Genomic DNA, 23958 nt, shown 5'->3' on the forward strand with positions numbered 1-23958 from the left:
GCCGGTTCTAACCGGCATAACCACTCACGACAGCAGCCGGGAATTCAGCTGAGCCAGGTACTCTCGCCCGTAGGGGCCGTTCTCCAGTCCTTCCACAAGAGACTCAGGCAAGTCCTGTGTGTACTCCACCGACCTCGACGCCGCAGCCAGCGCCACCGTCGCCACGGTGTCCACATCCCCAGTGAAGGCAACACAATCCCGAAGCAGCCCACTCATGGTCGTATTGCCAGCCAACGCGGTCAACGCGGCCGTCACACTCATCCGCCCCTTTGACCCAACCTTGCCCCGCCAAACCCGGCCCCAACCACCCCGGGAAACCTGTCCATCAATCCATTTCCCAACCTCAGCAACGGGCCCAAGCCCGTAATGGCAGTAATGCACAGCCAAAGCAGCCGCCTGAGCAGCCTCCACACCCTCAGGAGTGTCATGCGTGACCCGAGCCTGTACCGATGAATGGTGCATAACGTCGGCGACCTCAGGCAACAGCCCTATGGGCCCGGAACGCATCGCCGCCCCACTCTTCTCACTGTCCGGCCGGATGCGCGCCAGAAAGTCCGCGCCATCCCGAACTTCCTGTAAGAACAGGTAAAACCGCCCGGCATACCCCTCCCGGGGATCTCGCTGAAAGACCTCGACAAACCTCGACGCCAAGTTCAGCGGCGTCCACGCGTCACCGGAAACCAGAGCTTCCGCCACAGCCAACGTCATCTGGGTGTCGTCTGTGTACTGGCCTGGCTTGATTCCCAGGTGTTGTCCGTGCTGTACGTACCCGGTCAAGTCGTTGCGCGCGGCCACAAAGCTCGCGGGCGCGTACTCGAAGCCTGCGCCATACGCGTCGCCTACGGCCAATTCGACCAACATGATTCCTCCTAGTGTCGGATTGATTGTGCCGGATTGCCCCAAACGGATATCGTCGCGAAGATCATTTCGGCAGTATGGGTGTTATGAGACGGACAACCCTGCTTTCAAGTGCGTTGACCGTGGTGCTTCTGGTGTCCCCGCTTGGTGGGACAGCGCTGGCGCATCCGCCGGACAACCCCTACGACAACACATATTTCGCGCCGGTGAAGACCGGTGGCGTGAAGATCGGCCTCGAGAAGGTCGTCGACGGGCTCACCGCCCCGCTCAAAGGTGTTCGCGCACCTGGCCACGACGACCGGTTGTACGTCATCGACCAGGTCGGCAAGCTCGTGGCCGTCAACCTCAAGACCAGCGCGTTGACCACAGTCCTTGACGTGAGCTCGCGCCTCGTCCCGCTGGGTGTCGGTGGACCGAACACGTTCGACGAGCGTGGTTTCCTGGGAACCGCGTTCCACCCCGACTTCGCCCGCAACGGTTTGCTGTACACGTGGACGTCCGAGAAGGCCACGGCCACGCCAACATTCCCGACCACGTTGCCAGCGGGTGTCGCACCCGATCACCAGAACGTCTTGGCTGAGTGGACGATGACCGCGGCCGGAGTCGACCCGGCCAGCCGTCGCGAGCTCATGCGGATCGACTGGCCACAGTTCAACCACAACGCTGGGGACATCGCATTCGGGTCGGACGGATTGCTTTACGTGCCAACCGGTGACGGCGGCGGCTCGGACGACGAAGAAGTCGGCCACGCAGGCGGCAACGCGCAGAACGCGACCAACCCGCTCGGCGACATCCTGCGGATCGACGTGAACAAGCGGGATTCCGCCAACCAGCAGTACGGAATCCCGGCGACCAACCCGTATGTCGGGCTGCCGGGCCTGGTCAGCGAGATCTACGCGATCGGGTTCCGCAACCCGTGGCGGCTGTCGTTCGACGGCGACAAGCTCTATGTCGGTGACGTCGGCCAGAACGACATCGAAGAGGTCAGCCTGGTCGTCAACGGCGGCAACTATGGCTGGCGGATCAAGGAAGGTACGCTCTTCTTCAGCCCCAACGGAACCAAGGCCGGGACCGCCCAGCGCAAGCCGCTCGGGCCGGTGCCGCCCGGATTGCAGGATCCGATCGCGCAGTACGACACCCACCACGAAGGTCACTCGGTGATCGGCGGGTTCGTCTACCGTGGACACGAAATCCCGCAACTGCGCGGCAAGTACGTGTTCGGCGAATGGTCCCGGTTGTTCAGCACGACCGCGCCGACCAACAACTACGGACGCATCCTGTATCTGGAGGAACGCAGGTTCGGGCTGGACCGGGTGATCGACACGCGTGGCTTCGCTGACGAAGCGAAACGCCTGGGGCTGACCGATCTCAGCCGCCCGCATGCCGCGTTCGAGCAGTCGTTGTCCGTCTTCGGGTTCGCCGAGGACGCGAGCGGCGAGCTCTACGTCCTCGGCAACCGCGGCGGTGTGCCGTTCGGCAACGGCGGCGTGATGTTGAAGTTGACTAGGCCATGTCTCGAAGCCCCCGTCCGCGATAGCCGGGCCGGATGCGGCCCCTGACGCCACCGCCAGAACGCCGAAAGACAACCAGTATTCCGACGTCCTGGCGGCGACGCCAGCAACCGCCCCGCTGTGTCCCGACTCCGGCCTCCGGCCGGGGCAGGCTCTCATCGAACGGGGACTTCGAGACACGACCTAGAGGCTAGGTGTGTTGCGAGCAAGGCTTTGGTGTAGTCGTGCTGTGGATCGTCAAGGATCTGGTCGACGTCACCGATTTCCACGATCTCGCCACCGTGCAAGACTGCGACACGATCGGCGACCTGACGGGCCAGCGCGATGTTGTGCGTGACGAACAGCATCGCCATACCCAGCTCGTGGCGTAGTTCACCGAGCAGGTCGAGGATCGTGGCCTGTACCGATACGTCCAAAGCGGACGTAACCTCGTCACAGACGAGCACTCGTGGTGTCGTCACGAGTGCCCGGGCAATGGCCGCGCGCTGCCGCTGACCGCCACTGAGCTGGTCAGGCAGACGGTGCGCGGCCGTTGCCGACAACCGCACCCGATCCAGCATCTCGGCCACGCGCGCCTGCCGTTGTGCCCGAGTCATGTCGGTGAGCCGCAACAACGGCACCTCAACAGACTGCGCGATCGTCTTACGTGGATTGAGCGACGAGAACGGGCTCTGGAACACGTACTGCAGATCCCTCAACTGCTCTGCCGCCCTGGCCTTTGTAGACGGTGCCAATTCCGTCCCGGCCAACGCGATGGAACCGGAATAGTGAGCCAGTCCAGAGATACAGTGCGACAGCGTCGTCTTGCCGGATCCCGATTCACCGAGCAGCATGACGCATTCACCAGCCCGGACGGCCAAGTCGATCCCACGCAACACCTGAGTGTCCCCATAGGACACCGAGACACCTTTCACGGCGAGCAAAGCGTCGTGGCCGGCGGGCTTCTTGTCCGACTCGCCGCTGAGGCTGGGCACTGCGGCGACGAGTTCCCTTGTGTACGGATGTTCCGGCGTACGCAGGACCTTGTCCGTGTCGCCTGATTCAACCACCGACCCGCGATACATCACGGACACCCGATCGGCGATCTCGGCGACCACCGCGAGGTCATGCGTGATGTACAAAGCAGCGGCGCCATGATCCTTGGTAAGCTGACGGATTGTCCGCAGCACCAAGGACTGCGTCATCACATCCAGACCGGTCGTCGGTTCGTCCAGCACAACGACCCTGGGACGACAGGCGAACGCCATCGCGATACCGACGCGTTGCTGCTGCCCGCCGGACAACTGATGCGGATACCGCCGCTGATAGGCAGGATCGCTGGGCAGACCGACCTCTTTGAGAACTTCCTTGACCCGGTTGTCCGCCTCGAATCCGTGGTTCTCCAACACTTCCCGGATCTGTTTGCCGATCCGGATACCCGGATTGAGCGACAGCGCCGGGTCCTGCGGAATGTAGGACACGGTCTTGCCACGCAACGCGCGCCGGGCACTCTCGTTCAGCGCCAGAATGTCAGTGTCCATTGTGCCCGTGTCTATTGTGACCGTACCGCTGTTGTTGACTAGGCCAGTCCGGAAGTGACCGAGCGCGGCCAGGCCCGCGGTGGTCTTGCCGGACCCGGATTCGCCGACCAGCGCGAGGATCTCACCGGAGGCAATGCGGTACGAGACTCCATTGAGGATCTTCTCGTCATCGATGGTCTCAACGGACAGATCCTGAACCACAAGGTTCATCGGTTGCCTCCCCGTCCGGCCGCCGCTGAGGCCAGCGAGTCGGTGATCAGGTTCGTACCGACGGTCAGCACGGCGATCGCGAGCACTGGCAGCAGGACGCCCCATGGCTGGACGACAAGGGCAATCCGGTTCTCATTGATCATCAAGCCCCAGTCCGCGGCGGGCGGTTGGATGCCAAGACCGAGGAACGACAGCGAGGCCACGTATCCGATCGAATACGTCAGCCGCAGGCCGAGTTCGACCATCAGCGGCCCGGTGATGTTGGGCAGCACCTCACGGAACAGAATGAGCCAGCGCGCGGTCGCGTACATCTCCGCTGCCCGGATGTATTCGTTGCCGACGACCGTGACCGTGGCTTGTCGTGCGACACGGGCAACTCTCGACGCGTGACTGACCCCGATGACCAAGATCAGCAACCAGCCCTCAGGACCGATCATCGCGATCGCCAGCAGCGCGAACATCAACTGCGGGAACGACATCAGCACGTCGTTGCCACGCATGATCAGGCTGTCCAGGAGCCCTCCGCTGTACCCGGCCAGCATTCCCAGCGCCGCGCCGAGCACAACGCCGAGGGCCGTGGCCAGTGCCGCGTAGAGGAGCAGCGATGTCCCACCCGCCAGGAACCGGGTCAGCACATCGCGCCCGATGCCGTCCGTGCCCGCGATTCCGTCTGGTTTGAACGGTTTACCGGCGAAGTCGTTCGCCTCGAACCCGGTGATCCACGGCCCGACCCATGGCCCGACGACCGCCACGAGCACCACCGCGGCAGTGAGTGCCGCGCCGATTTTGGCCTGCCGGAACGACCACGCGCGCCGGAACACTCCGGGCGGCTGCGTCGCGGTGACCGGTTCCGGCGTCTCGATTGCCTTGTCCATTGTGGTCATAGCGTCATCCTGAGCTTCGGATTGGTCAGGATGCCGATCACGTCGGCAAGCAGGTTCACCACGATGTACAGCGCGGCGATGAGCAGCGTGACCGCCTGGACCACTTCGACATCCCGGTTGTTCACCGCGTCGATCAACGCCTGGCCGATCCCGGGATAGCGGAACAGGAACTCCACCACCACGACACCACCGGCCAGCCACGCCAGCTGCAGCGCGATCACCTGGGCCACCGGCGCGACCGCGTGCGGCAAGGCGTGCCGGGTGATCACTGTGCGTTCAGGCAGGCCCTTCAGGCGCGCCATTTCGACGTATCCGCTGTCCAGAACGTCGATCATGGTCGCGCGCATCATTCTGGTGATGTACGGCGTGACGACCAGCACCAGCGTCAGCACGGGCAACACCAGCTGAATCGGTCTCTCCCAGACCGCCTCGCCAGGCGCGGCGAGCGTGACCGACGGGAAGATCCTGAACACCGTGGTGGACAGCATGACAATCAGCCCGACACCGATCACGAACTCCGGCAGTGCCGCGATCACCAGACTGATGCCAGAAACCGTGTGATCTGCGGCTTTGCCCCGGCGCATCGCGGTCCACGTGCCCAGGATGAGCCCAACCGGCGCGCTGATCACGGCGGCGGCGATCAGCAGCACCAGCGATGCCACGACCCGGTCGCCGAGCAGGGCGTTGACCGAACTCTGGGTGGCGGTGGACGTTCCGAGGTCGCCAGTGAAGACGCCCCCGAGCCACTCCAGGTACCGCTGTCACACGGGATCGTTCAGGTTCAGCTGCTCGTGCAGGGCCGAGATCCGCTCGGGTGTGGCTTGCTGGCCGAGGATCGCGCGGGCCGGGTCGCCGGGCAGCAGCAGGGTCGCGATGAACACGAACAGCGTGACCAGCCACAACACCGCGAGGCTGACCAGGATCCGACGGAGAATCAGGCGAGTCATCGCGTACCTCCCAGCCAGACGTGCCGGAACTGGTAGCCGGACAACGAGATCCCGGTGCGGTCAGGAACCAGACCGGCGACGTACACCTGGTAGGCGTCGACCTGGTTCATGAAGCCCCAGATGATGTTGCCGCCGCGCTCGTATTCGATCCGCTGCGCCTGTGCGACGAGATTGTCTCTCGTGGACTTGTCCACTGTGGTCCGTGCTCGTTTGATCAGGTCTTGGAACTCGGGATCAGTCCAATGTGTCTCGTTGTACGGCGAGTCGGGCATCGACCCTTGTGCGACCTGTGGCAGGTAGTTGCGCGTGTACCAGAAGGACTGGGCGAAGTCCCATGACAGGTAGTCCTCGCCGAAGAACGTTGTCGTGTCCAGGCGGTTGATCCGCACCCTGATTCCCGCGTCTTGCGCCTGGCGCTGGAAAACCTGCGCCGCTTCGACCGCGCCCGCCTGGATCGGCGCTGTGACCAGCTCGACTTCCAAGTTCCCCTTGCCTGCCGCAGCGAGCAAGCGCTTGGCCTCGGCAATGTTCCTTGTCCGCTGCGGCAAATCCCGGGCGTACGCGTCGTCGAAGGGTGCGTACAGGTCGTTGCCGACCTGCCCTTGTCCACTGAGGACCTGGTTGATCATCTGTTCCCGATCGACAACCACACGCATCGCCTGTCGTACGCGCACATCGTCGAACGGCGGCCGATCGGTCCGCATCGTGAACGGCAACCACGTCCCGGTCGGCGAGTCGAGCACACGGATCCGTGGATCACTGCGCAGCACCTCAACCAACGCAACCGGAACCTGGTCGATAGCATCCACTTGAGACGACAGCAACGCATTGATCCTGGCGTCATCCTCGGTGAAGTTGATCAGCACGAGCTCATCGAGATAGGGCTCGCCCGGCCGCCAGTAGAGCTCGTTGCGACGGAAGACGCTCTGCAGGCCCGCGGTGAACGACCCGGCCTTGAACGGCCCAGTGCCGATCGGTTTGCCGGGGGAGAAATCGGCGGGAACGATACCCATCACGTACTGGCCGATCAGGTCGTCGAACACCGCGGACGGTTCCTTGAGCTGGAATTGAACAGTCCGGTCCCCGGTCGCGACCACCCGCTCAAGCATGGTCAGGTTGGCCGCGCCACCCTTGGGATCGTTCGGGTCCAGGATTCGCTGGAAGCTGGCCACGACGTCACGCGGAGTGACCAGGCGTCCATCATGGAACCGGATCCCGTCGCGAATGACCGCGGTCCACGTCCGCGCGTCAGGAGAAGCGGTGATCGACTCCGCGACCAACATCTCCAGCTTGTACTCATGATTGCGATGGGCAAGCGGCTCGAACAGATTGACCGTGCGCGCAATGTCCGGATTGGTCGCCGGAATGTGCGGATCGAGCGTGTCCTTCGCGCCGCCGCCAGTCACGCCGACACGCAGCGTGCCGCCACGTCTCGGCGGCCCGGCAGGTGGATCGACGGCTGCTTGACCGGTGCCGCAAGAACTGAGGAAGGGAGTCGCGCCGAGCAGAGTGAGGAATCCTCGGCGATTGACCTGTAATTCGGCCATGGTGGTGGGAGGCTTTCTAGGAAATAGCACGTCCTGCGAAGTCGGGGGCGGGGGACAGATGGTGTCTGAGACGTTCCCGCGCATGCTCGGGAAAAGGTGCGGTTGTGCCGCCCCGGACATGCAAAGCGAGGAGCTCCTCCGTGGCGACAAGGGTGTCGCCGACAAACATTTCGTGACAGAACCGAACCTTCTTGTCAGCCACATCGATGGTGACCGTCGTGACCCTCAGTTCGGCGTCCGGCGTGACCTCCCGTAGGTACCGGACATGAGCCTCGACCGTGTAGAGAGAGTTGCCCTCGTTGGGGTCGATGCCGGCATCACCCATCATGGCGGTCGTGGCGAACCCGAAAACCATGACGTAGAAAGGTTCGCTGAGGTGTCCGTTGTAGTCGATCCACTCTGGACGGACCATGTCGTGGTACTCAAGCATGGCTGTCCCTGAGTGCGCGCTGGATCGCGATGATCGCCCGATCCCGCTCCCTGACGAGATCCTGAATGGATCGCCCATTAGCCTCGTCAAGGCAACCGTCGACAACGCGATCGCGCAGCTCCTTGGTCAACTCAGGAGCGTCGAGCCGAGTCCACGGAGACTTCAAAGAAGGTCCAAAGTGGTCGAGCATGTGCGCCATCCCACCCTCACCCCCAGCGAGGTGAAAAGTCAGCAGGGGCCGTGAATCGGCCAACGCAAACCTGGCCCATCGGTGATCGAAAGGTCGATCTGCTCGACGGTGGCCTCACCATTGGCAACCATGTGCAAAGCCTCACGCCACATCGCCTCCTGTAACCGGTTGGCGATGAACCCAGGAACCTCCCGATCCATGACGATCACGGTTTTCCCAGTACCCCGGTAAAAGTCGGCAGCCCGTTGAACGGCCCACTGCTGCGTGAGATTCCCGCCAACAACCTCGACAAGCGGGATGAGATAAGGAGGATTGAACGGATGCCCAACCACAAGCCGCTCAGGGTGCGTGGCGGCGACCTGCATTTCGCTCATGCCATACCCGGACGTCGACGACGCGATGACCACGTCCGGCGACGTCACAGCATCGATGTCCGCCAGCAGCTTCTGTTTCAACTCAAGTTTTTCCGGTGCACTCTCCTGAACAAAGTCAGCCTGGTCGGTCGCTTCAGCCAGCGTCCCGATGACGCTAAGGTTCGCCTTGTCGGCATGTTCGGCCAACCCGAGCTCGGTCAACGCAGGCCAAGCCGCATCCACGAGCCGCGTGAGCCTGTCTTCGGCATCCGGAGCCGGATCCCAAGCCTTCACCCGCATGCCGCGTGCGAGAAAGTGCGCGACCCAACCCCCACCGATGACGCCCGCACCCACGCAGGCCACGGTCTTCACTTCAACCCCAGTTGGGCACGCGCCTCATCAGGGCTCGCGGTCGTCCCGCCAAGGTCCTCAACGATCTGCACGGCCCGCTCAACCAACTGCCCATTGGTCGCCTTGACACCCTTGCTGAGATAGAGGTTGTCCTCAAGCCCAACCCGAACATGCCCGCCAAGCAAAGCGGAGTGCGCGACCCACTTGAGCTGATCCCGCCCAATCGCGAAGGAAGCCCACTGCGCGTCCGCGGGAAGCATGTGAACCATCGTCTGAAGCAGTTCGGGATTCGCGGGCGCGCCATAAGGAATCCCCATACAGAGCTGGAAGAGCGGAGGCGGAGCGATGAGCCCCTCATTGATCATCTTGGTAGCAAACCACAAATGCCCAGTATCGAAGATCTCAAGCTCAGGTTTGACCCCGAGTTCAAGGATGCGTTGCGCACCAACCCTGAGCATGTCCGGAGTAGACACATAGAGTTGGCTGCCCTCACCGAAGTTGAGCGATCCACAGTCGAGGGTACAGATATCGGGTAGGAGTTCCTCAACATGCGGCAACCGCTGAAGCCCATTGACAAAATCGGTCCCGTCAACGGGTTTGAGCGGATCCTCCTGATCGATAACGAGATCCCCGCCCATCCCAGCGGTCAGGTTGATCACCACATCAACCCCAGAATCCCTGATCCGCTCCACAACCTCCCGATACAAACCAACATCGCGGGACCCCTGCCCACTGTCCACATCGCGAACATGAATATGCACAACGGCCGCACCCGCATTGGCGGCCTCCACCGCGGAGGCCGCGATCTGCTCCGGCGTAACCGGAACATGCTCACTCTTGCCAACCGTGTCCCCTGCGCCAGTGAGCGCGCAGGTGATGATCACCCTGTCCTGCACGGCGTCCCTTCCTACTCTGGTCAACGTATGTGGACGTCAGCCACCGAAGCCCTATCCAAGAAACCTGCCTGTGGACAACAGACCCGTTAGTGATCTTGTGCCCCAGTCCCTGTCGGTGCCCACCGCTAAACTGGCAACCGGGGGGCGAAGGCCGCGCTGCGGCTCATTTGGCCCGCGATCAAGGTGCGGTCTGCTGGTCACGTGATGCTGTTGTGGTTCGAGCGATGCAGTTGTAGGTCGCTGCTGTGGCCTGTGGCCTGTGGGCAACTGGCCCCTGCAGCGCAGTTTCTGTCGGTAGCCGCCGGTAAACTGGAAATCGGGGGCCGGAGGCCGCACTTCTGGTCGGGTGGACCGGTTTCCTATGACTTTGTGCTTGGCGAACTGTGTTGTTCCGGGTATCCACGGTCAACTGCTGACGCCTGTGGACAACTCGATCGTCGCCGTTCTCGCCCCGCGGTTTCTGTCGGTGCCCACCGGTAGGCTGGTGAACGGGGGCCAGAGGCCGCGCCACCGAATTCGGCAACGCTGTTACGCCCATTAACCGAGCTTGCCAAGGCAACACGGTCACTGTTCACCATGCCCGCCAAGGTGACTGGCACTGTTACTGCCGTTCACGGGCTAGTCGAAGCCCCGCTGTTACGACTGTCCACAAGCTCATCGGGGCCATAGGACCGTCACAGCCCCCACAAGCTCATCAAGGCCATAGGTCCGTTACAGCCGTTCACCGGAGTTCGTCCCGACCGCCACCGATGCCCGCTGTTACCAGCGTTCACCTCGCCAACGCCCAGCTGTTACTGCCGTCTACCAGCAGACCCAGCGATATTCTGTTCGATGAAGTCGTGCAACAAATCCCGCATCGCGGCAACCGAACTCCCCGGCCGCCCGGTCAGCACCTGAATCCCGAGGCCGTCGATCAAAGCGGTCAACTGGGCGGTGGCCTTGTCCGGATCCTGCGCCACGAACACACCCTGTTCCTGTCCACTTCGGATGGTCATGGCGATCGTGTTGTACCAGCGGTCATAGGAATCCCAATACAGCGACCGCATCTTCGGGTTGATCGCGCTTTCGTTCCACACCTGCAGCCAGACTGACCACTCGTCCCGCAGCAGCCCGTCCTTCGGCAACTGCAGCTCGACCAGCCTGAGCAGGCGTTGATGAGCGTCGCGCACGGTGTGCAATTCGGCGACCTGCCGATCGAACGCGAGCTTCACGTTGCGTCGCAACGCTTCGTTGAGAACTTCGGTTTTTGTTGGGAAATAATGGTGAATCGTGGCTGTGCTTGTTCCGCAGGCTTTGGCGATGTCGGCGACTCGCACGCGGTGGTAACCGCGTTCGGCGATCAACTGCCACGCCGTTTCCAGTATGCGGCGGCGTGGTTCGAGGTCGGTTGGCACTCGGATCGAGCGCGCGGCAGGCGCCGGGATCGCGGTCACCGTCTTGGCCTCGTCGCTGCGCTGCGCCGGACGCCTTCGGCCTGCCCACTCACCATCGATTTTCGGATCAGTTGGGCTGCCGTTGGCACGTCCGGAGTGCTGGCAGCGATCGTCGCGACAACGATGACAACCCGGTCGGAACCTGAACAGAACAACGGCAAGATTGTTGTGCCGCAAGCTGAAGAGATGAATGGCTACTTTCCGTCACGCGACGACGAGAAACGGCCGACCGTGTTCATCCCGGTCGTCCCGCCGGTTGCGGCGACGTCGGCGACATCGACGGTCCCGCCGCCGCCCAAGCAAACCCCGCCACCGCAGCCGAAGGAAACCCCGCCGCCGACGCAGCAGCCGACGCCGCCCAAGGCCGAACAACCGTCCTCTCAGGACTTTGACTGGGCCTACTGGTACTACTACAACAGCCAGCGCGACGGCGACCGCTACAACGACGGATACCGCAGGGATCGCGACCGGTACGACGGCAGGCGCCGCTAAGTCGGTTAGAGGTGTATCCGGACGGGGCGGCCGGTAGGCATCACGAAGCCCGCTGCGTGGGGGCGCCGGTCATGTCGGGGAGGATCCGACGCCACCACGCAGGGCACCGCCCATCGGGCGGCCACCTCTTGGCAGACAGACCATCGTCCCGGGTTCCGGAACGACGTCCGGCTGATTTCGGTGACGGTAGCACTGGCTGAATCGGGCTCCACACCGGCCCACGATTTCCACTTGGTGAAACGGTTTGCTGTGAGCGGGTAGCTTCTGCAGGTATGGAACAGGCCACGTGGACACGGGTGGAGGCGGGGCAGGGGGTTCCGCTCGACCTTATGACGGCACGGTTCGTCCGGCATGTCTTCGCGCCGCACGCGCACGAGGAGTTCGCGATCGGCGCGTGCACCAGCGGCCTCGAAGTGATCCAGATCGGCGCGCGGCAGTACGTTTCCGGTCCCGGTGACATCGTGGTGGTCGAGCCGGGTGAGACGCACACCGGCGGCGCCGCCACACCTGGCGGGTTCGCCTATCGCGTGCTTTATCCACAGTGGACAAGCTTGTCCGATACGCAAATCCCGCATTTCCCGGTACCGGTCATCCACGATCCCGAGCTGGCCGAGCAGATCCAGCGCACGCACGCGTTGATCACCCAGTGGCAGGACCCGTTGGAAGCCGAATCGCGTTTGTCCTGGGTACTGACCCAGCTCGTCCAGCGGCACGCGGGCGGCGCGAAGGAAATCAAGCACATCAAAGCGGGCAACGAGGTCGCGCGGGTCACCAAAGACCGCTTGGCCGATCGCTTGCTTGACCCGCCCGGCCTGCACGAAATCGCCGCCGAGCTGGGGTTGTCCCGATTTCAGGTGTTACGCGCGTTCCGTGAGACGGTCGGCATGCCGCCATTCGCCTGGCTCTCGCAGTACCGCGCCACGAGGGCAAGGGCACTGCTGGCCGCTGGTCACCGCCCCGCGCAGGCCGCGGCGCTGACGGGCTTTGCCGACCAGGCGCATCTGACGAGGTGGTTCCGCCGTGTTTTCGGCGTCACACCTGGCGCTTTTCGCAACAGCGTTCAAGACGTCACCGGGCTCAACCGGCGAAGCTTGCTCGGTGACACGTAAAGGGTGGATTCTTTTCGGCCTGATGGGCGTGATCTGGGGACTGCCGTACCTGATGATCAAGGTGGCGGTTGGCGGCGTGTCCGTGCCCATGATCGTGTTCGCCCGCACGGCCATCGGCGCGGCGGTGCTGTTGCCGCTGGCCGTGCGCCGAATCGACTGGGGTGTGCTGCGCAGGCACTGGAAACCGCTTCTCGCGTTCGCCGCGACCGAGATCATCGCGCCGTGGTACCTGCTTGCGGACGCCGAACGCCATTTGTCCAGTTCGTTCACGGGGTTGTTGATCGCGGCCGTGCCGACGATCGGCGCCCTGCTGGTGACCATGCGTGGCGAGCGGCTCAGCCCGGCGCAATGGGTGGGCCTCGCGGTCGGCTTCGGCGGCGTCGCGCTGCTCGCTGGCCCGAACCTGGGCGGCGGTGACGCTTGGTCAATCATCGAAGTCCTTTTGGTGACAGTGGGTTACGCCGTTGCGCCGATCATCGCCGCGCGCAAACTCCAGGAAGTTCCAGGACTCGTCCTGGCCACGGTTTCCCTGGGCATCGCGGCGATCGTGTACCTACCGCTGGCGATCGCGAGCTGGCCACACCAGATGCCGTCGACCGACGTGCTGCTCGCACTTGGCGGCCTTGCCTTGATATGCACGGCCGTCGCGTTCTTGTTCTTCTTCGAGCTGATCCGTGAAGTCGGGCCGTCGAAAGCATTGGTGATCACGTACGTCAACCCGCTCGTCGCGGTGGCCGCGGGCGTGCTCGTGCTGAACGAGCAGCTGACGACGATCACGATCGTCGCTTTTGTCCTGATCCTAAGTGGATCGGTACTGGCGACTTCGCGTGCGAAGAAACGAATACCGGCAGCCGTGACTCAGTAGAACCGCCGCAGCTGCGGCCAGATCACCGACCAGGGCGCCGTTGTTCTGTCGCACAACGTGATCGGTGTGCCCTGTTCCTCGTTCTGAAGGCCGATGCCGTTGTCGTTCTCCTCGACGACACGGCATCCGGCCAGCAACGACGACTGCGTCGGCTGTCCACCCACGACAAGAACGGCGCCAGTCATGCTGTCCGAAGGAGGTCCCCAGTCCCAATAGGACATATGACCGGAGTGTGGCTGTGGCAAAGTGTGTCGTGGTCCAAAGTGCTCGATCGCCCCGGCCTGACCATAGTTACTCGTGAAGATCACTGACGTGGCGCGCCGTTCAGCGGGGATCTGTGTCCACACTCGAGCGACGTTCGACGTCAACTCCGGCCAGCCGACCTGTTCGCCTTGTTCCTTGTTGATGGCCAGCACTGGACCGTTCAAACTGGACGGTGGCAATGCTGGCAATCCGGTGAGTAACGCCAAAGTCACGCTAGTAGCGGCGAGAACACCGACAACGGACCGTCGAAGTCCGTTTCGGAGCCAGTTCAATACAGGTTGGACACCCGCCGGAATCAACAACAGCAGCAACGGAATCGAGTAATACGGCTTCCCGCCGACAACCAGCAACACCACGCACACGACCGGATAACTCGCGGCCAACGCCCGCGCCCACCGTAACGAAGGATCACGCCACAACCGGACAAGCCCGGTGATCCACACCGCCGCGCCGACCGGTGTCAAGTAGACCAGCTGCATGGGGACGAACAAGATCCGGTTCTCACCGCCGTCGTCCTCGCTGATTCCAGATGCGACAGTGAGCATCGGGAATTCGTTTGCCGCCTGCCACACCATGATTGGCGCAACGATGACGAGCGCGACCCCGACACCCGCAGCCAGCCACCACGTCCGCAGCACAGCACGCGGCCCAAAGGTCAGAACGCCAACCGTCAAACCGAAGACCAGTAGCAAGATCAGCCATTTGTTGGCCATGCCGATCCCGATGACCGCGCCGATCGCAACCCACCAGCGCCCGTCACCAGTCCGCAACAGCCGTAAAACGAACAATCCCAGCAACGACCAGATCAGCATGTCGATGGTGGTCGTGGACAGCATATGGGACACCGCGACCACGAACGGCCCGAGTGCGGCCACTGCGGACGATACCCATTGGACAGTGCTGTTGCCGCCCAGTTCCCTTGCCACGTAAGCGATTACGATGATCGTGGCGACGGCCGCGAGTGTAGCGACGATCCGCAACCCAAACGGCGTTTCGCCGAAGATCGACGTGCTCAGCCGTGCCAACGAGGGCGTGATCGGCGGCTGGTCGGTGTATCCCCAGTCAAGATGCTTACCGGCAGCGACGAAGTACAGCTCGTCGCGGTGGAAGCCATACCGGCCGGACAGCGCGGTCAGCACGACGAGCTGCACCGCGGCGACCAGACCGACCTGCCGCCAAGCGAGCGTTTGTGTGGTCATGACTTTGTGAGTCATCAGAGACCTCCCCAGGTCCGCGCAGACTATCGGCGTGTCGCCGGAGTGCGGGATGTGTTGGCGGCTACTACCGTCGGATCGTTATCCAACGAGGGGAGCACCATGACCGACGTCGACATGACCGAGCTTGCCACGAAGAACGGTGGATCCCAGCCGCTGCGCGGTTACCTGGCCAAGCCGTCGGGCGACGGGCCGTGGCCGGGAGTGGTGGTGATCCATGAGGCCTTCGGACTCAACGACGTCGTGCGCAGGCAGGCAGACCGCCTGGCCGAGGCAGGTTTTCTGGCGTTGGCGGTCGACCTCTACAGCGCGGGCGGAATCCGTAAATGCCTGGTCTCGACGATGATGGCGCTGACAAAGGGCGAAGGCCGCCCGTTCGCCGACATCGAGTCCGCCCGCGAATGGCTGATCGCGTCATCGGACTGCGCAGGCAACGTCGGCGTGATCGGCTTCTGCATGGGCGGCGGGTTCGCACTGGCCACAGCCAACTCAGGATTCGACGCGTCCTCGGTGAACTATGCGTTCCTGCCGCGTGACCTGGACACCGCGCTGGCGGGCGCGTGCCCGATCGTCGCCAGCTATGGCGGCAAGGACCTGCCGTTGCGCAGCGCACCCGCCAAGTTGGAGCGCGCTTTGACCCGCGCTGGCGTGACACACGACGTCAAGCAGTACCCGACGGCCGGTCACTCGTTCCTGAACGACAGCGAGACCGGGCCGCGGCCGATCCGCGTGCTCATGCGAGTCACCGGAATGGGGCCGGAGCCAGCGGCCGCGGCGGACGCGTGGCAGCGGATCGAGACTTTCTTCGACGAGCACCTCCGGTGATGATGAGCCATGGCTGATTGGGAAGACGTACGCCGGATCGCGCTGGGCTTACCGTCGGTCGTCGAATCGACATCAGGATTCGGCCACATCCAGTGGCGCGTGAAGGACAAGTCGTTCATCTGGGAACGACCGCTGCGCAAATCCGACTACGAAGCTTTGGGCGACAGCGCGCCGGACGGGCCGATCCTGGGGGTGCGGGTCGCCGATGTCGGCGTGAAGGAGGCGCTGATCGCCGCAGACCCGGGCGTGTACTTCACAACGCCGCATTTCGACGGGTATCCGGCGATCTTGGTCCAGCTGGCGGAGATCCCGGTGCCGGAGCTGGACGAGCTGATCACGGAGGCCTGGTTGGATCGGGCGCCGAAACGGATGGCCAAGGAGTTCCTCGCCGAGCACTGACGAGGTCGACCGCTCCGGCGTGTCATTGAAACCAGGGGCACCAAGTCTCCCTGAGATGGCCGTGACCAGCGCAGACACCGAAACTGTCGTACCCCTTGGTAACGTAAAAATCAGGGGTCCCCCTGGCGAATTGCTGTTGCAGTCAGGGCTGCCCGTTGGAGGGCATTCGCGTGCACGGCCCGGGTGGGTCGCTCGCGCGCGAGGGCCGGTAGGTCGTTCGCACGCGCGGGCCAAACTGAGATGTCGGACCCCTGCGCTACCGTAAAAACAAGGGCTCCCCTGATGGCGGGCTTTGTCGGGTGGAAGATGGTGTTCGGGCGCCGGGAGCCGGGCGGTTTGCGGAGGTCGCGAACCGGACCTCTGGCTGGCGCGGGCGCCCTACCGGGACTGAGGCCTGACACAGTGCCAACCGGACCGATCGCCCGGATCTGGCCACCAATCGCACCTGAGTCCCTGGGACAGACTGGCGCTTGATCACCAGCGGGGTTCGCGGCGGCTGCGAACAGCCGATTCGCGCGCTGACCCGGCAGCGCGGCGGCAGATGGCGGATGGTGCTGATCCACATTGCGTGATAACCATCGAGTGTTGACAGACCGCGACGACCGGCGCACGATACGCCTGCGCTGCAATCGTTTGCTGTGGTTGGCTGGACAACGCTGCCGGATGCCCGCCCCCCGACAACGTCGAGGAGAACCCGCGATGCGAGACAAACCCGCCCGGCTCAGGCTCTTTGCCCTGATCGCGAGCGTGGCACTGGTGGTGGCCGGTTGTAGCGGCTCAAGCGACGGCGGCGGCGGCAGCGGCCCGATCGTGATCGGCACATCCTTGCCGCTGACCGGGCAATTCTCGCAGCCCGGCGGCGAGGCCAAGCGCGGTTACGAGATCTGGCGAGACAAAGTCAACGCCACCGGCGGCCTGCTCGGCAGGCAGATCGACCTGCGCGTCACCGACGATGCGAGCAGCCAGGACACGATCATCGCCGACTACACCAAGCTGATCACGCAGGACCGCGTCGACCTGCTGCTCGGCAGCTTCTCGTCCCTGCTCAACTACGCGGCCTCGGCTGTGGCCGAGCGTAACCAGATGCTCTACGTCGAGCCTGCGGGCGGCGCGCCGAACATGTTCACGCGCGGCTTCAAGATGCTGTTTTTCACGCAGCCCGCGACTGCACCGCATCACGCGGACGGCATCACGGCGTGGATCAAGTCGTTGCCTGAGGCGCAACGCCCGAAAACGGCCGCGTTCATGACGCAGGACGACCCATTCACGCGTCCGGCGATCGAATCCTTGCAGCAGCAACTGGAGGCGGCCGGGTTGCGGACCGTCTACTCGGAGATCTACCCGGCCAACACCACGAACTTCCAACCGATCGTCGCCCAGATCGCCGCGCAGCAGCCGGACATCGTCGCACAGGGCGCGCAGTTCGAGGACGGCATCGGCGCGGTGCGCGCGCTAAGGCAGGTCGGGTTCTCGCCCAAGATCCTGTTCCAGACCAATGCGCCGGGCAACGGCAATCAGTACAGCAGCGGTGTCGGGGAGAACGCGACCGAAGGCGTTTTCTACAGCACGAGCTGGAGCGAAACCGCAGCGACACCGCTGAATGGTGAGTTCGTCGCTGAGTATCGCAAGCGCTTCAACGCTCCGCCGACGGAGGACGCGGCGGACGCGTTCGCGGCGGGCCAGGTGTTGCAGGCGGCGGTGACCAATGTCGGCAAGATCGACCAGGTGGCGCTGGCGGACTGGCTGCGGGCCAACGAGGTGCCGACCATTCTCGGTCCGCTGAAGTGGGCTGCAAACGGCGAACCGCAAAGCACGTTCATGCTGGCTCAGTGGCAAAAGGGCAAGGTTGAGGTTGTGTCGCCGAAGGAGGCCGCGACCACGCAGAACATTGTGTTCCCTAAGCCGGCGTGGCCATGACCCAAGCTCTGCAAACGATCGCATTAGGTTTGCTGATCGGCGGGGTGTATGCCCTGATGACGGCGGGACTGACCCTGATGTTCGGCATCATGGGCATCGTCAACGTCGCCCAGGGCGCGTTCCTCGTACTCATCGCCATGCTGACGTGGAAAGCCTGGCAGCTGACCGGAATCGACCCGATCCTGCTCGCGTTGGCCACGACTCCGCTGATGTTCGGCGTCGGCTGGGTGCTGTACCGGCTGGTGATCGTGCGCGTCCGCGGCACGACACCGGCAATGTCCATGTTGCTCACGTTCGGTATCGCGCTGACCATCGAAGGTCTGCTGAACATCACCGCGGGCAACTACTTCCGGTCGGCGACACCGTCCTATTTCGCCGAATCGTTCCACATCGGATCGATCGTCCTGCCCAAGGCGCAGGTTTACGGCTGCCTCGCGGCATTGCTGGTCCTCGGCTTGCTGTACCTGGTGCTCAATCGCACGTGGACCGGACGCGCGATCCGGGCTACCGCACAAAACCCTTCAGGCGCAGCGCTTGTCGGAATCGGTGCCACCTCGGTCGCCTCGCTGTCGTTCGCGATCGGAGCGGCGACAGCGGGCACTGGCGGGTCCATTTTGGCCGTGCTGTATCCGTTTTTCCCGGCCTCGCACTATGAATGGATCGCGAAGCTACTTGGCATCATTGTCCTAGGTGGAATGGGTTCGCTGCGGGGTGCGTGGGTCGGCGCGATCATTCTCGGTCTCGCGGAGACTCTCACCGCGACCTACGGGTCGCCGCGATGGTCCACTTTGGTTTTCTACGCGGTGATCCTGCTTGTTTTGCTGGTCCGTCCACATGGGCTGTTCGGCACCCGGATGCGTGAGGATGTCGCCACGTGAATCGCCGTGTAGCGCAAGGGATTGCCGCAGTCGCTTTAGGAGCGATGATCGCGTTTCCCTTCATCGCGCCGGATGCCACGTACGAGCACACTGTCATGCTTCTTGCGTTCCTCGTGGCCATTCAGTCCATCAGCTGGAACAGCATCTCGGGGTTCGCCGGGTACGTCTCATTGGGACACAGTGTTTTCCTTGGCATTGGCGCGTACACTGCGGGAATTCTGTCCACCCAATGGGAAGTTCATCCGCTGCTGCTGGCGCCACTGTCCGGTGTGGTCGCTGTCGTGATCGCGCTGCTTGTTGGCAGCGTTGTGTTGCGCGCCAAAGGGCCCGCGTTCGTGATCATCACGATCGCCATGCTGCTGTTGTTCCAAGTGCTCACGGTCAACCTTCCGGCGCTGACCAACGGATCCGACGGCATCACGCTTGAGCTGCCGACGTGGGGCCGTGACGTCGGCAATATCCCGTTCTACTTTATGTTCCTCGGCCTGATGGTGATCACGTTCGCTTTCAGTGCGTGGATCCGGCGCACGAAGTTCGGCACCGGACTGGTCGCGATCCGTGAGGACGAAGGAAAAGCCGCAGCCATCGGAATTCCAACCACGCTCTACAAGAACCTCGCGTACGCGGCCAGCGCGTTCTTCATCGGCGTCGCGGGCGCCGTCTACGCGTACTTCTTGACCTTCCTGAACCCGTTGGGCGCCTTCAACATCCTGACGAGCGTCACGATCGTGCTCGCTGCGCTCGTCGGCGGCAGGGGAACGTTGTGGGGCCCGGTGATCGGCGCCTTCATCGTGTCGTTCGCCAGTGAAGCCGCGACTGTCTACGGTGGCGGGACGCAAAGTCGCCTGCTGCTCTTCGGTTTAGCGCTCGTAATCATCGTGCTTTTCCTGCCAGACGGACTTCTCCCGGTCCTGCAACGGCTGCTTACCAAGCGCCGCAAGGTCAAGTTCACCGATCACGCTGGCGCGTTGGAACGAGGCCCGGTCGAAGTTGTGACGCGCGAGCCGATCGAGCCGAAACCCGGGCCGTTGCTGGAAATCAGGAACGTCCACAAAGCATTCGGCGGCCTGAAAGCGGTCGACGGCGTCGATCTGACTGTCCCAGCAGGATCGATCACCGCCCTGATCGGACCGAACGGCTCCGGCAAGACAACGCTGTTCAACCTGATCACGGGAACGGGCGGCGCCCATACCGGCGAGATCTGGTTCGACGGGGAACGTATCGACAAACTCTCGCCGTGGACAAGGGCACATCGCGGTCTCGGTCGGACGTTCCAGGTGACCAGGCTGTTCAAGAGCATGACTGTGCTGGAGAACGTGGTCGCGCCGCTGGAATCCTTCTCGCCGCGCGTGCTCGCTTCGGGCGCGGTCTCGGGGCATGAGGCCGATCGTGCGCGTGAACTGTTGTCTTTTGTTGGTCTGGGGCGGTTTGAGGCCGAGCAAGCTGGGGCTTTGTCGTACGGCCAACAGAAACTGGTCGAACTGGCGCAGGTGCTGATGCTGGAGCCGCGGATGGTTCTTCTTGACGAACCCGCTGGCGGGATCAACCCTGGTTTGGTCGACCGGATGGCCGAGATCATCAGGGCGGCCAACCGGCAGGGCATCACGTTCCTCGTGGTGGAACACAACATCCCGATGGTGCTTGACTTGTGCGACCCGGTCTTCGTACTGGCCAGGGGGTCGGTGATCGCGTCAGGGCCGCCTGGCGTGATCCGCAACGACCCTGCCGTGCTGGACGCGTACCTCGGCGAGGTGACCAGCTGATGCTGACATTGGCAGGCGTTTACGCTGGTTACGGTGGGGGCGACGTCTTACAGGGGCTCGACCTGAGCGTCGTGCCCGAGTCGGTGACGTGCGTGCTCGGCCCGAACGGCGCCGGAAAATCGACGGTTTTGCGTGTGGTCAGCGGGTTGATCAAACCGCGCGAGGGAACGGTGTCGCTGGAGGAGCAGCGGATTGACGAACTGAGCGCGCCGGACATATTGGCCAAGGGGATCGCGCAGGTCCCTCAAGCGGGCGCGTTGTTCCCGCGCATGAGCGTGCGTGAGAACGTTCTGATGGGCGGTTATCTGATTCGTCGGCAACGGAAGTTGTTGGAGGAGCGGTATTCGGCGGTGGCCGAACTGGTTCCGTTGATCGCCGAACGGTCGAATGCGCCTGCGGGCAACTTGTCCGGCGGGCAACGGCGCATGGTCGAGATTGGACGCTCGCTGATGCTCGATCCCGCCGTGGTGCTGCTGGACGAGCCGTCACTCGGCCTGGATCCGAAAAGCATTTCCGCGGTGGCTGGGCTGATCAACGGCATGCGCGAGCGCGGCAAGACGGTGTTGCTGGTGGAGCAAAACGTCCGGCTAGGGTTGTCGCTGTCGACGCATGGGGTGGTCATGGAGGGCGGCCGGGTCCGGCTGCACGGGACCGCCGAAGAGATCACCAACCATCCGGAGATCGCTTCGCTGTACTTGGGCGCCTTGGAGCCCAACGGTTAGGAACGCGGCGCCGCCGTTGATTCCCTGAGAACCAGCGTCGCGGGCAGCGTGATCGACTTCGGCGGCAGATCCGGGTTCGCGAGGCGTTCCAGCAGCATTCGTGCCGCCTCCGCACCGATTTGGTAGTGCGGCACGTGCACTGTGCTCAGCGGCGGCGTCAGGCGATCGACGAACGGCATGTCGTTGAAGCCAACCAGGCTGATGTCGGTGGGGCACTGCATCCGGCGCTCGGAGAACACATCCAGACAGCCGAGCGCGATCATGTCGTTGGCCGCGACAATCGCCGTCGGGCGCTTGCCCGCCTCGAACATCGACCTCGTCGCCCTGGCGCCCTCGACCTCAGTGAACTCCTGCGCGGTCACCAGAAGACCCGGGTCGAGCTCAATGCCCGCGTCATCAAGCGCCTGCCGGTACGCGCGCTGACGCGTGCGCCCTGTGGACGTGTGCTGCGGACCGCCGACGTGCGCGATACGCGTGTGCCCGAGCTCAATCAAATGACGGACCGCCATAGCGATGCCGTCATGATCGTCGCCCGTGACCGACGGAATGTCCGACTGATCCACGCGCCGGTTGACCATGACCATCCGGACGCCCTGTTGGTGCGCCTCGACGAACACGTTGTCGTCACGGCGCGCGGTCGCGATGATGACGCCGTCGACCTGACGAGCGCGCAACGTGTCGAACAGCGTGCGCTGCCGTTCGAGGTCGTTGTCGGTGTTGGCGATCAGCGTGGTATAGCCGGAATTCGCCAGCACGTCCTCGATCCCGCGCACGATCGGCGGGAACAACGGGTTGGTCAGGTCAGGCAGCAACACGCCGACAGACATCGAGCGCGAGGTTTTCAGGCCGCGCGCCATGGCGTTGGGCTGGTAGCGCAGTTCACGCGCGGCGGCTTGGACACGACGCATCGTTGCGGGGTTCACCAGCGAGGACGTCGCGGGGTTGAGCGCTCTCGACGCCGTGGTGACGTGCACTCCAGCGCGTTGAGCGACCTCTTTGAGGGTAGGAGAGTTCGTCATACGGCAGCACCCGGCTTCGACGGAAAACGATTGCATAAGCAGATTAACACGACGAATGGCCATGCTGACCTGCCGTAATCGAGTGGCGTGCGATGGCACGATGGTGCTGTGGCTCAGATCGTGATGCGCGCGGCCCGGCCCGACGAGGCGGACGCGCTGGGGGAACTGGCACTGCGTTCGAAGGCGTACTGGGGGTACGACGAGGAATTCCTGGAGTCCTGCCGTGCCGAGCTGACGGTCAACCCCGGCGCCCAGCACGTCGTCGTCGCCGTCGATGGCGACCGGCTGCTGGGTTTCTACAGCATCGATGGTCGTGCGCCCGAAGGCGAACTCGCCCATATGTGGCTTGACCCGGACGTGATCGGCCAGGGTCTGGGCCGCAAATTGTGGGAGCACGCTCTCGATTCGGCGCGGGCGGCTGGATTCACGGTGCTGCTCATCGACGCCGAACCCAAGGCCGAGGGATTCTACCTGGCGATGGGCGCGGTCAAGGCCGGCGAGACGCCGTCCGGGTCGATCCCAGGCCGGATGCTGCCATTGCTGCGTATCGACCTGCTGACTCCGTTGCTGGAGGCATACGACCGGCATGTTCGTCCGTCGGAATGGGCCGACCTGGAGGACGAAGCCGAGGTGACGCCGGATGGCCCGATTGTGCGGATTGCCGGGCGGCGCCAAGGATTCATCAGCGTGCCGCGTGACGTATCCGATGTGGACGTGGACGCGTTGATCGCCCGCCAGCGCGACTTCTTCGCGGCCCGAAACCAAGGCGTGGAATGGAAAACCCGCGCACACGACCTGCCTGCCTCGATGCCTTCCCGGCTCCGCGCGGCCGGTTTTGTGCCGGAGGACAAGGAAACCGTGATGGTCGGGGCCGCGGCCAAGTTTGCCGTCGATCCGGTGTTGCCGCACGGCGTGACCATCCGGCAGACCTCTCTGGACTCCGACATGCGCCGGATCGAGGCTTTGAACGTCGGTGTGTGGGGCTCGGGCGTCGATTGGCTGGCCGATCTGCTGATCCAGCGCAAGAACCAGTTCACCGTGTTCGTGGCCGAAGCCGGCGGCGAGGTCGTCTCGGCCGGGTGGATGATGCCCAAGCCGGACAAGGAATTCGCCGGCCTGCTCGGCGGCACGACAACGGCCGCGTGGCGTGGCCGCGGGATCTATCGAGCGCTTGTTTCTTACCGAGCGCTTGCTGCTGTGCGCATGGGCATCCGGTATCTGTCGGTCGACGCGTCCGAGGACAGCCGCCCAATCCTGGAACTCCTCGGCTTCACGCCGATCACGACCACGACGCCGTACGTGTGGACCCCTCCGGCGTGAAATTGCCATGCGACGATCGGCTCGGCGCGAAAGACTGAAGC

General features: G+C 63.6%; 19 protein-coding genes and 3 pseudogenes. 11 read left to right on the forward strand and 11 right to left on the reverse strand.

Translation table 11 applies throughout. The annotated features are described in order from the left end of the window. Nucleotides 1-24 precede the first annotated feature (24 nt). A complete protein-coding gene (locus LWC34_RS47690; RefSeq protein ID WP_233732268.1) occupies nt 25-861 on the reverse strand; it encodes an ADP-ribosylglycohydrolase family protein in 837 nt (278 codons plus the stop codon). 83 nt (nt 862-944) lie between these two features. Between LWC34_RS47690 and LWC34_RS47695 the strand changes: the two genes are divergently transcribed. Continuing rightward, nucleotides 945-2417 carry a PQQ-dependent sugar dehydrogenase gene (locus LWC34_RS47695; protein ID WP_233732270.1) on the forward strand — a complete coding sequence of 491 codons (1473 nt, stop codon included), beginning with the start codon at nt 945-947 and terminating at the stop codon, nt 2415-2417. Nucleotides 2418-2524: 107 nt separating this feature from the next. On the opposite strand, the gene LWC34_RS47700 is transcribed toward LWC34_RS47695, so the two are convergent. The 8 genes and pseudogenes from LWC34_RS47700 to LWC34_RS47735 all read right to left on the reverse strand — a co-directional run. Then, a complete protein-coding gene (locus LWC34_RS47700; protein WP_233732273.1) occupies nt 2525-4099 on the reverse strand; it encodes an ABC transporter ATP-binding protein in 1575 nt (524 codons plus the stop codon). Continuing rightward, nucleotides 4096-4974, reverse strand: a complete 879-nt coding sequence (locus LWC34_RS47705; RefSeq protein ID WP_308200293.1) for an ABC transporter permease — start codon at nt 4972-4974, stop codon at nt 4096-4098. The genes LWC34_RS47700 and LWC34_RS47705 overlap by 4 nt, the downstream gene beginning before the upstream one ends. Nucleotides 4975-4979: 5 nt before the next feature. Further along, nucleotides 4980-5930: pseudogene (locus tag LWC34_RS47710) on the reverse strand (ABC transporter permease). Next, the gene (locus tag LWC34_RS47715; RefSeq protein WP_233732279.1) at nt 5927-7477 is read right to left on the reverse strand and encodes an ABC transporter substrate-binding protein; all 1551 of its coding nucleotides are present in this window, start codon (nt 7475-7477) and stop codon (nt 5927-5929) included. The pseudogene LWC34_RS47710 and the gene LWC34_RS47715 overlap by 4 nt, the downstream one beginning before the upstream one ends. 16 nt (nt 7478-7493) lie before the next feature. After that, nucleotides 7494-7907: a thioesterase family protein gene (locus LWC34_RS47720; protein ID WP_233732281.1), complete on the reverse strand. Its 414-nt coding sequence runs from the start codon at nt 7905-7907 to the stop codon at nt 7494-7496. After that, nucleotides 7900-8822: pseudogene (locus tag LWC34_RS47725) on the reverse strand (3-hydroxyacyl-CoA dehydrogenase NAD-binding domain-containing protein). Before LWC34_RS47725 ends, LWC34_RS47720 begins: the two are co-directional and overlap by 8 nt. Next, nucleotides 8819-9697: a beta-keto acid cleavage family enzyme gene (locus tag LWC34_RS47730; RefSeq protein WP_233732284.1), complete on the reverse strand. Its 879-nt coding sequence runs from the start codon at nt 9695-9697 to the stop codon at nt 8819-8821. The pseudogene LWC34_RS47725 and the gene LWC34_RS47730 overlap by 4 nt, the downstream one beginning before the upstream one ends. Nucleotides 9698-10488: 791 nt before the next feature. Continuing rightward, a pseudogene (locus tag LWC34_RS47735) lies at nt 10489-11145 on the reverse strand (TetR/AcrR family transcriptional regulator); the annotation flags it as partial. 171 nt (nt 11146-11316) lie between these two features. Between LWC34_RS47735 and LWC34_RS47740 the strand changes: the two are divergent. The 3 genes from LWC34_RS47740 (at nt 11317) to LWC34_RS47750 (ending at nt 13596) form a co-directional block, all read left to right on the forward strand. Further along, nucleotides 11317-11622: a hypothetical protein gene (locus LWC34_RS47740; RefSeq protein WP_233732287.1), complete on the forward strand. Its 306-nt coding sequence runs from the start codon at nt 11317-11319 to the stop codon at nt 11620-11622. A gap of 329 nt (nt 11623-11951) precedes the next feature. Further along, the gene (locus LWC34_RS47745; protein WP_233732290.1) at nt 11952-12731 is read left to right on the forward strand and encodes an AraC family transcriptional regulator; all 780 of its coding nucleotides are present in this window, start codon (nt 11952-11954) and stop codon (nt 12729-12731) included. Beyond that, on the forward strand, nt 12721-13596 hold the full coding sequence (locus LWC34_RS47750; RefSeq protein ID WP_233732294.1) for a DMT family transporter: 876 nt from the start codon (nt 12721-12723) through the stop codon (nt 13594-13596). Before LWC34_RS47745 ends, LWC34_RS47750 begins: the two co-directional genes overlap by 11 nt. Here the strand turns inward: LWC34_RS47750 and LWC34_RS47755 are convergent. Beyond that, nucleotides 13590-15074, reverse strand: a complete 1485-nt coding sequence (locus LWC34_RS47755) for an ArnT family glycosyltransferase (RefSeq protein WP_233732296.1) — start codon at nt 15072-15074, stop codon at nt 13590-13592. The genes LWC34_RS47750 and LWC34_RS47755 overlap by 7 nt on opposite strands. Before the next feature lie 102 nt (nt 15075-15176). Between LWC34_RS47755 and LWC34_RS47760 the strand changes: the two genes are divergently transcribed. From LWC34_RS47760 to LWC34_RS47785, 6 genes are all read left to right on the forward strand, one after another. Further along, nucleotides 15177-15899: a dienelactone hydrolase family protein gene (locus tag LWC34_RS47760; RefSeq protein WP_233732298.1), complete on the forward strand. Its 723-nt coding sequence runs from the start codon at nt 15177-15179 to the stop codon at nt 15897-15899. 9 nt (nt 15900-15908) lie between these two features. After that, nucleotides 15909-16298, forward strand: coding sequence for an MmcQ/YjbR family DNA-binding protein (locus LWC34_RS47765; RefSeq protein ID WP_233732299.1), 390 nt, complete (start codon nt 15909-15911; stop codon nt 16296-16298). 699 nt (nt 16299-16997) lie between these two features. Beyond that, entirely contained in the window at nt 16998-18215 is a 1218-nt protein-coding gene (locus LWC34_RS47770) for an amino acid ABC transporter substrate-binding protein (RefSeq protein WP_233732302.1), read from the forward strand. Then, the gene (locus LWC34_RS47775) at nt 18212-19093 is read left to right on the forward strand and encodes a branched-chain amino acid ABC transporter permease (RefSeq protein WP_233732304.1); all 882 of its coding nucleotides are present in this window, start codon (nt 18212-18214) and stop codon (nt 19091-19093) included. Before LWC34_RS47770 ends, LWC34_RS47775 begins: the two co-directional genes overlap by 4 nt. 44 nt (nt 19094-19137) lie before the next feature. Continuing rightward, nucleotides 19138-20856, forward strand: a complete 1719-nt coding sequence (locus tag LWC34_RS47780) for a branched-chain amino acid ABC transporter ATP-binding protein/permease (protein ID WP_233732307.1) — start codon at nt 19138-19140, stop codon at nt 20854-20856. Beyond that, nucleotides 20856-21578, forward strand: a complete 723-nt coding sequence (locus LWC34_RS47785) for an ABC transporter ATP-binding protein (RefSeq protein WP_233732310.1) — start codon at nt 20856-20858, stop codon at nt 21576-21578. The genes LWC34_RS47780 and LWC34_RS47785 overlap by 1 nt, the downstream gene beginning before the upstream one ends. Here LWC34_RS47785 and LWC34_RS47790 read toward each other — a convergent pair. Beyond that, nucleotides 21575-22597 carry a LacI family DNA-binding transcriptional regulator gene (locus LWC34_RS47790; RefSeq protein WP_233732312.1) on the reverse strand — a complete coding sequence of 341 codons (1023 nt, stop codon included), beginning with the start codon at nt 22595-22597 and terminating at the stop codon, nt 21575-21577. The two genes, LWC34_RS47785 and LWC34_RS47790, sit on opposite strands and share 4 nt — an antisense overlap. A 108-nt stretch (nt 22598-22705) precedes the next feature. On the opposite strand from LWC34_RS47790, the gene LWC34_RS47795 reads away from it, so the two are divergent. Beyond that, nucleotides 22706-23917 carry a GNAT family N-acetyltransferase gene (locus LWC34_RS47795; RefSeq protein WP_233732314.1) on the forward strand — a complete coding sequence of 404 codons (1212 nt, stop codon included), beginning with the start codon at nt 22706-22708 and terminating at the stop codon, nt 23915-23917. Nucleotides 23918-23958: the final 41 nt, after the last annotated feature.

The sequence above is a fragment of the Kibdelosporangium philippinense genome, assembly GCF_021390435.2.
In the GTDB taxonomy this organism is placed as follows: Bacteria; Actinomycetota; Actinomycetes; order Mycobacteriales; family Pseudonocardiaceae; genus Kibdelosporangium; species Kibdelosporangium philippinense.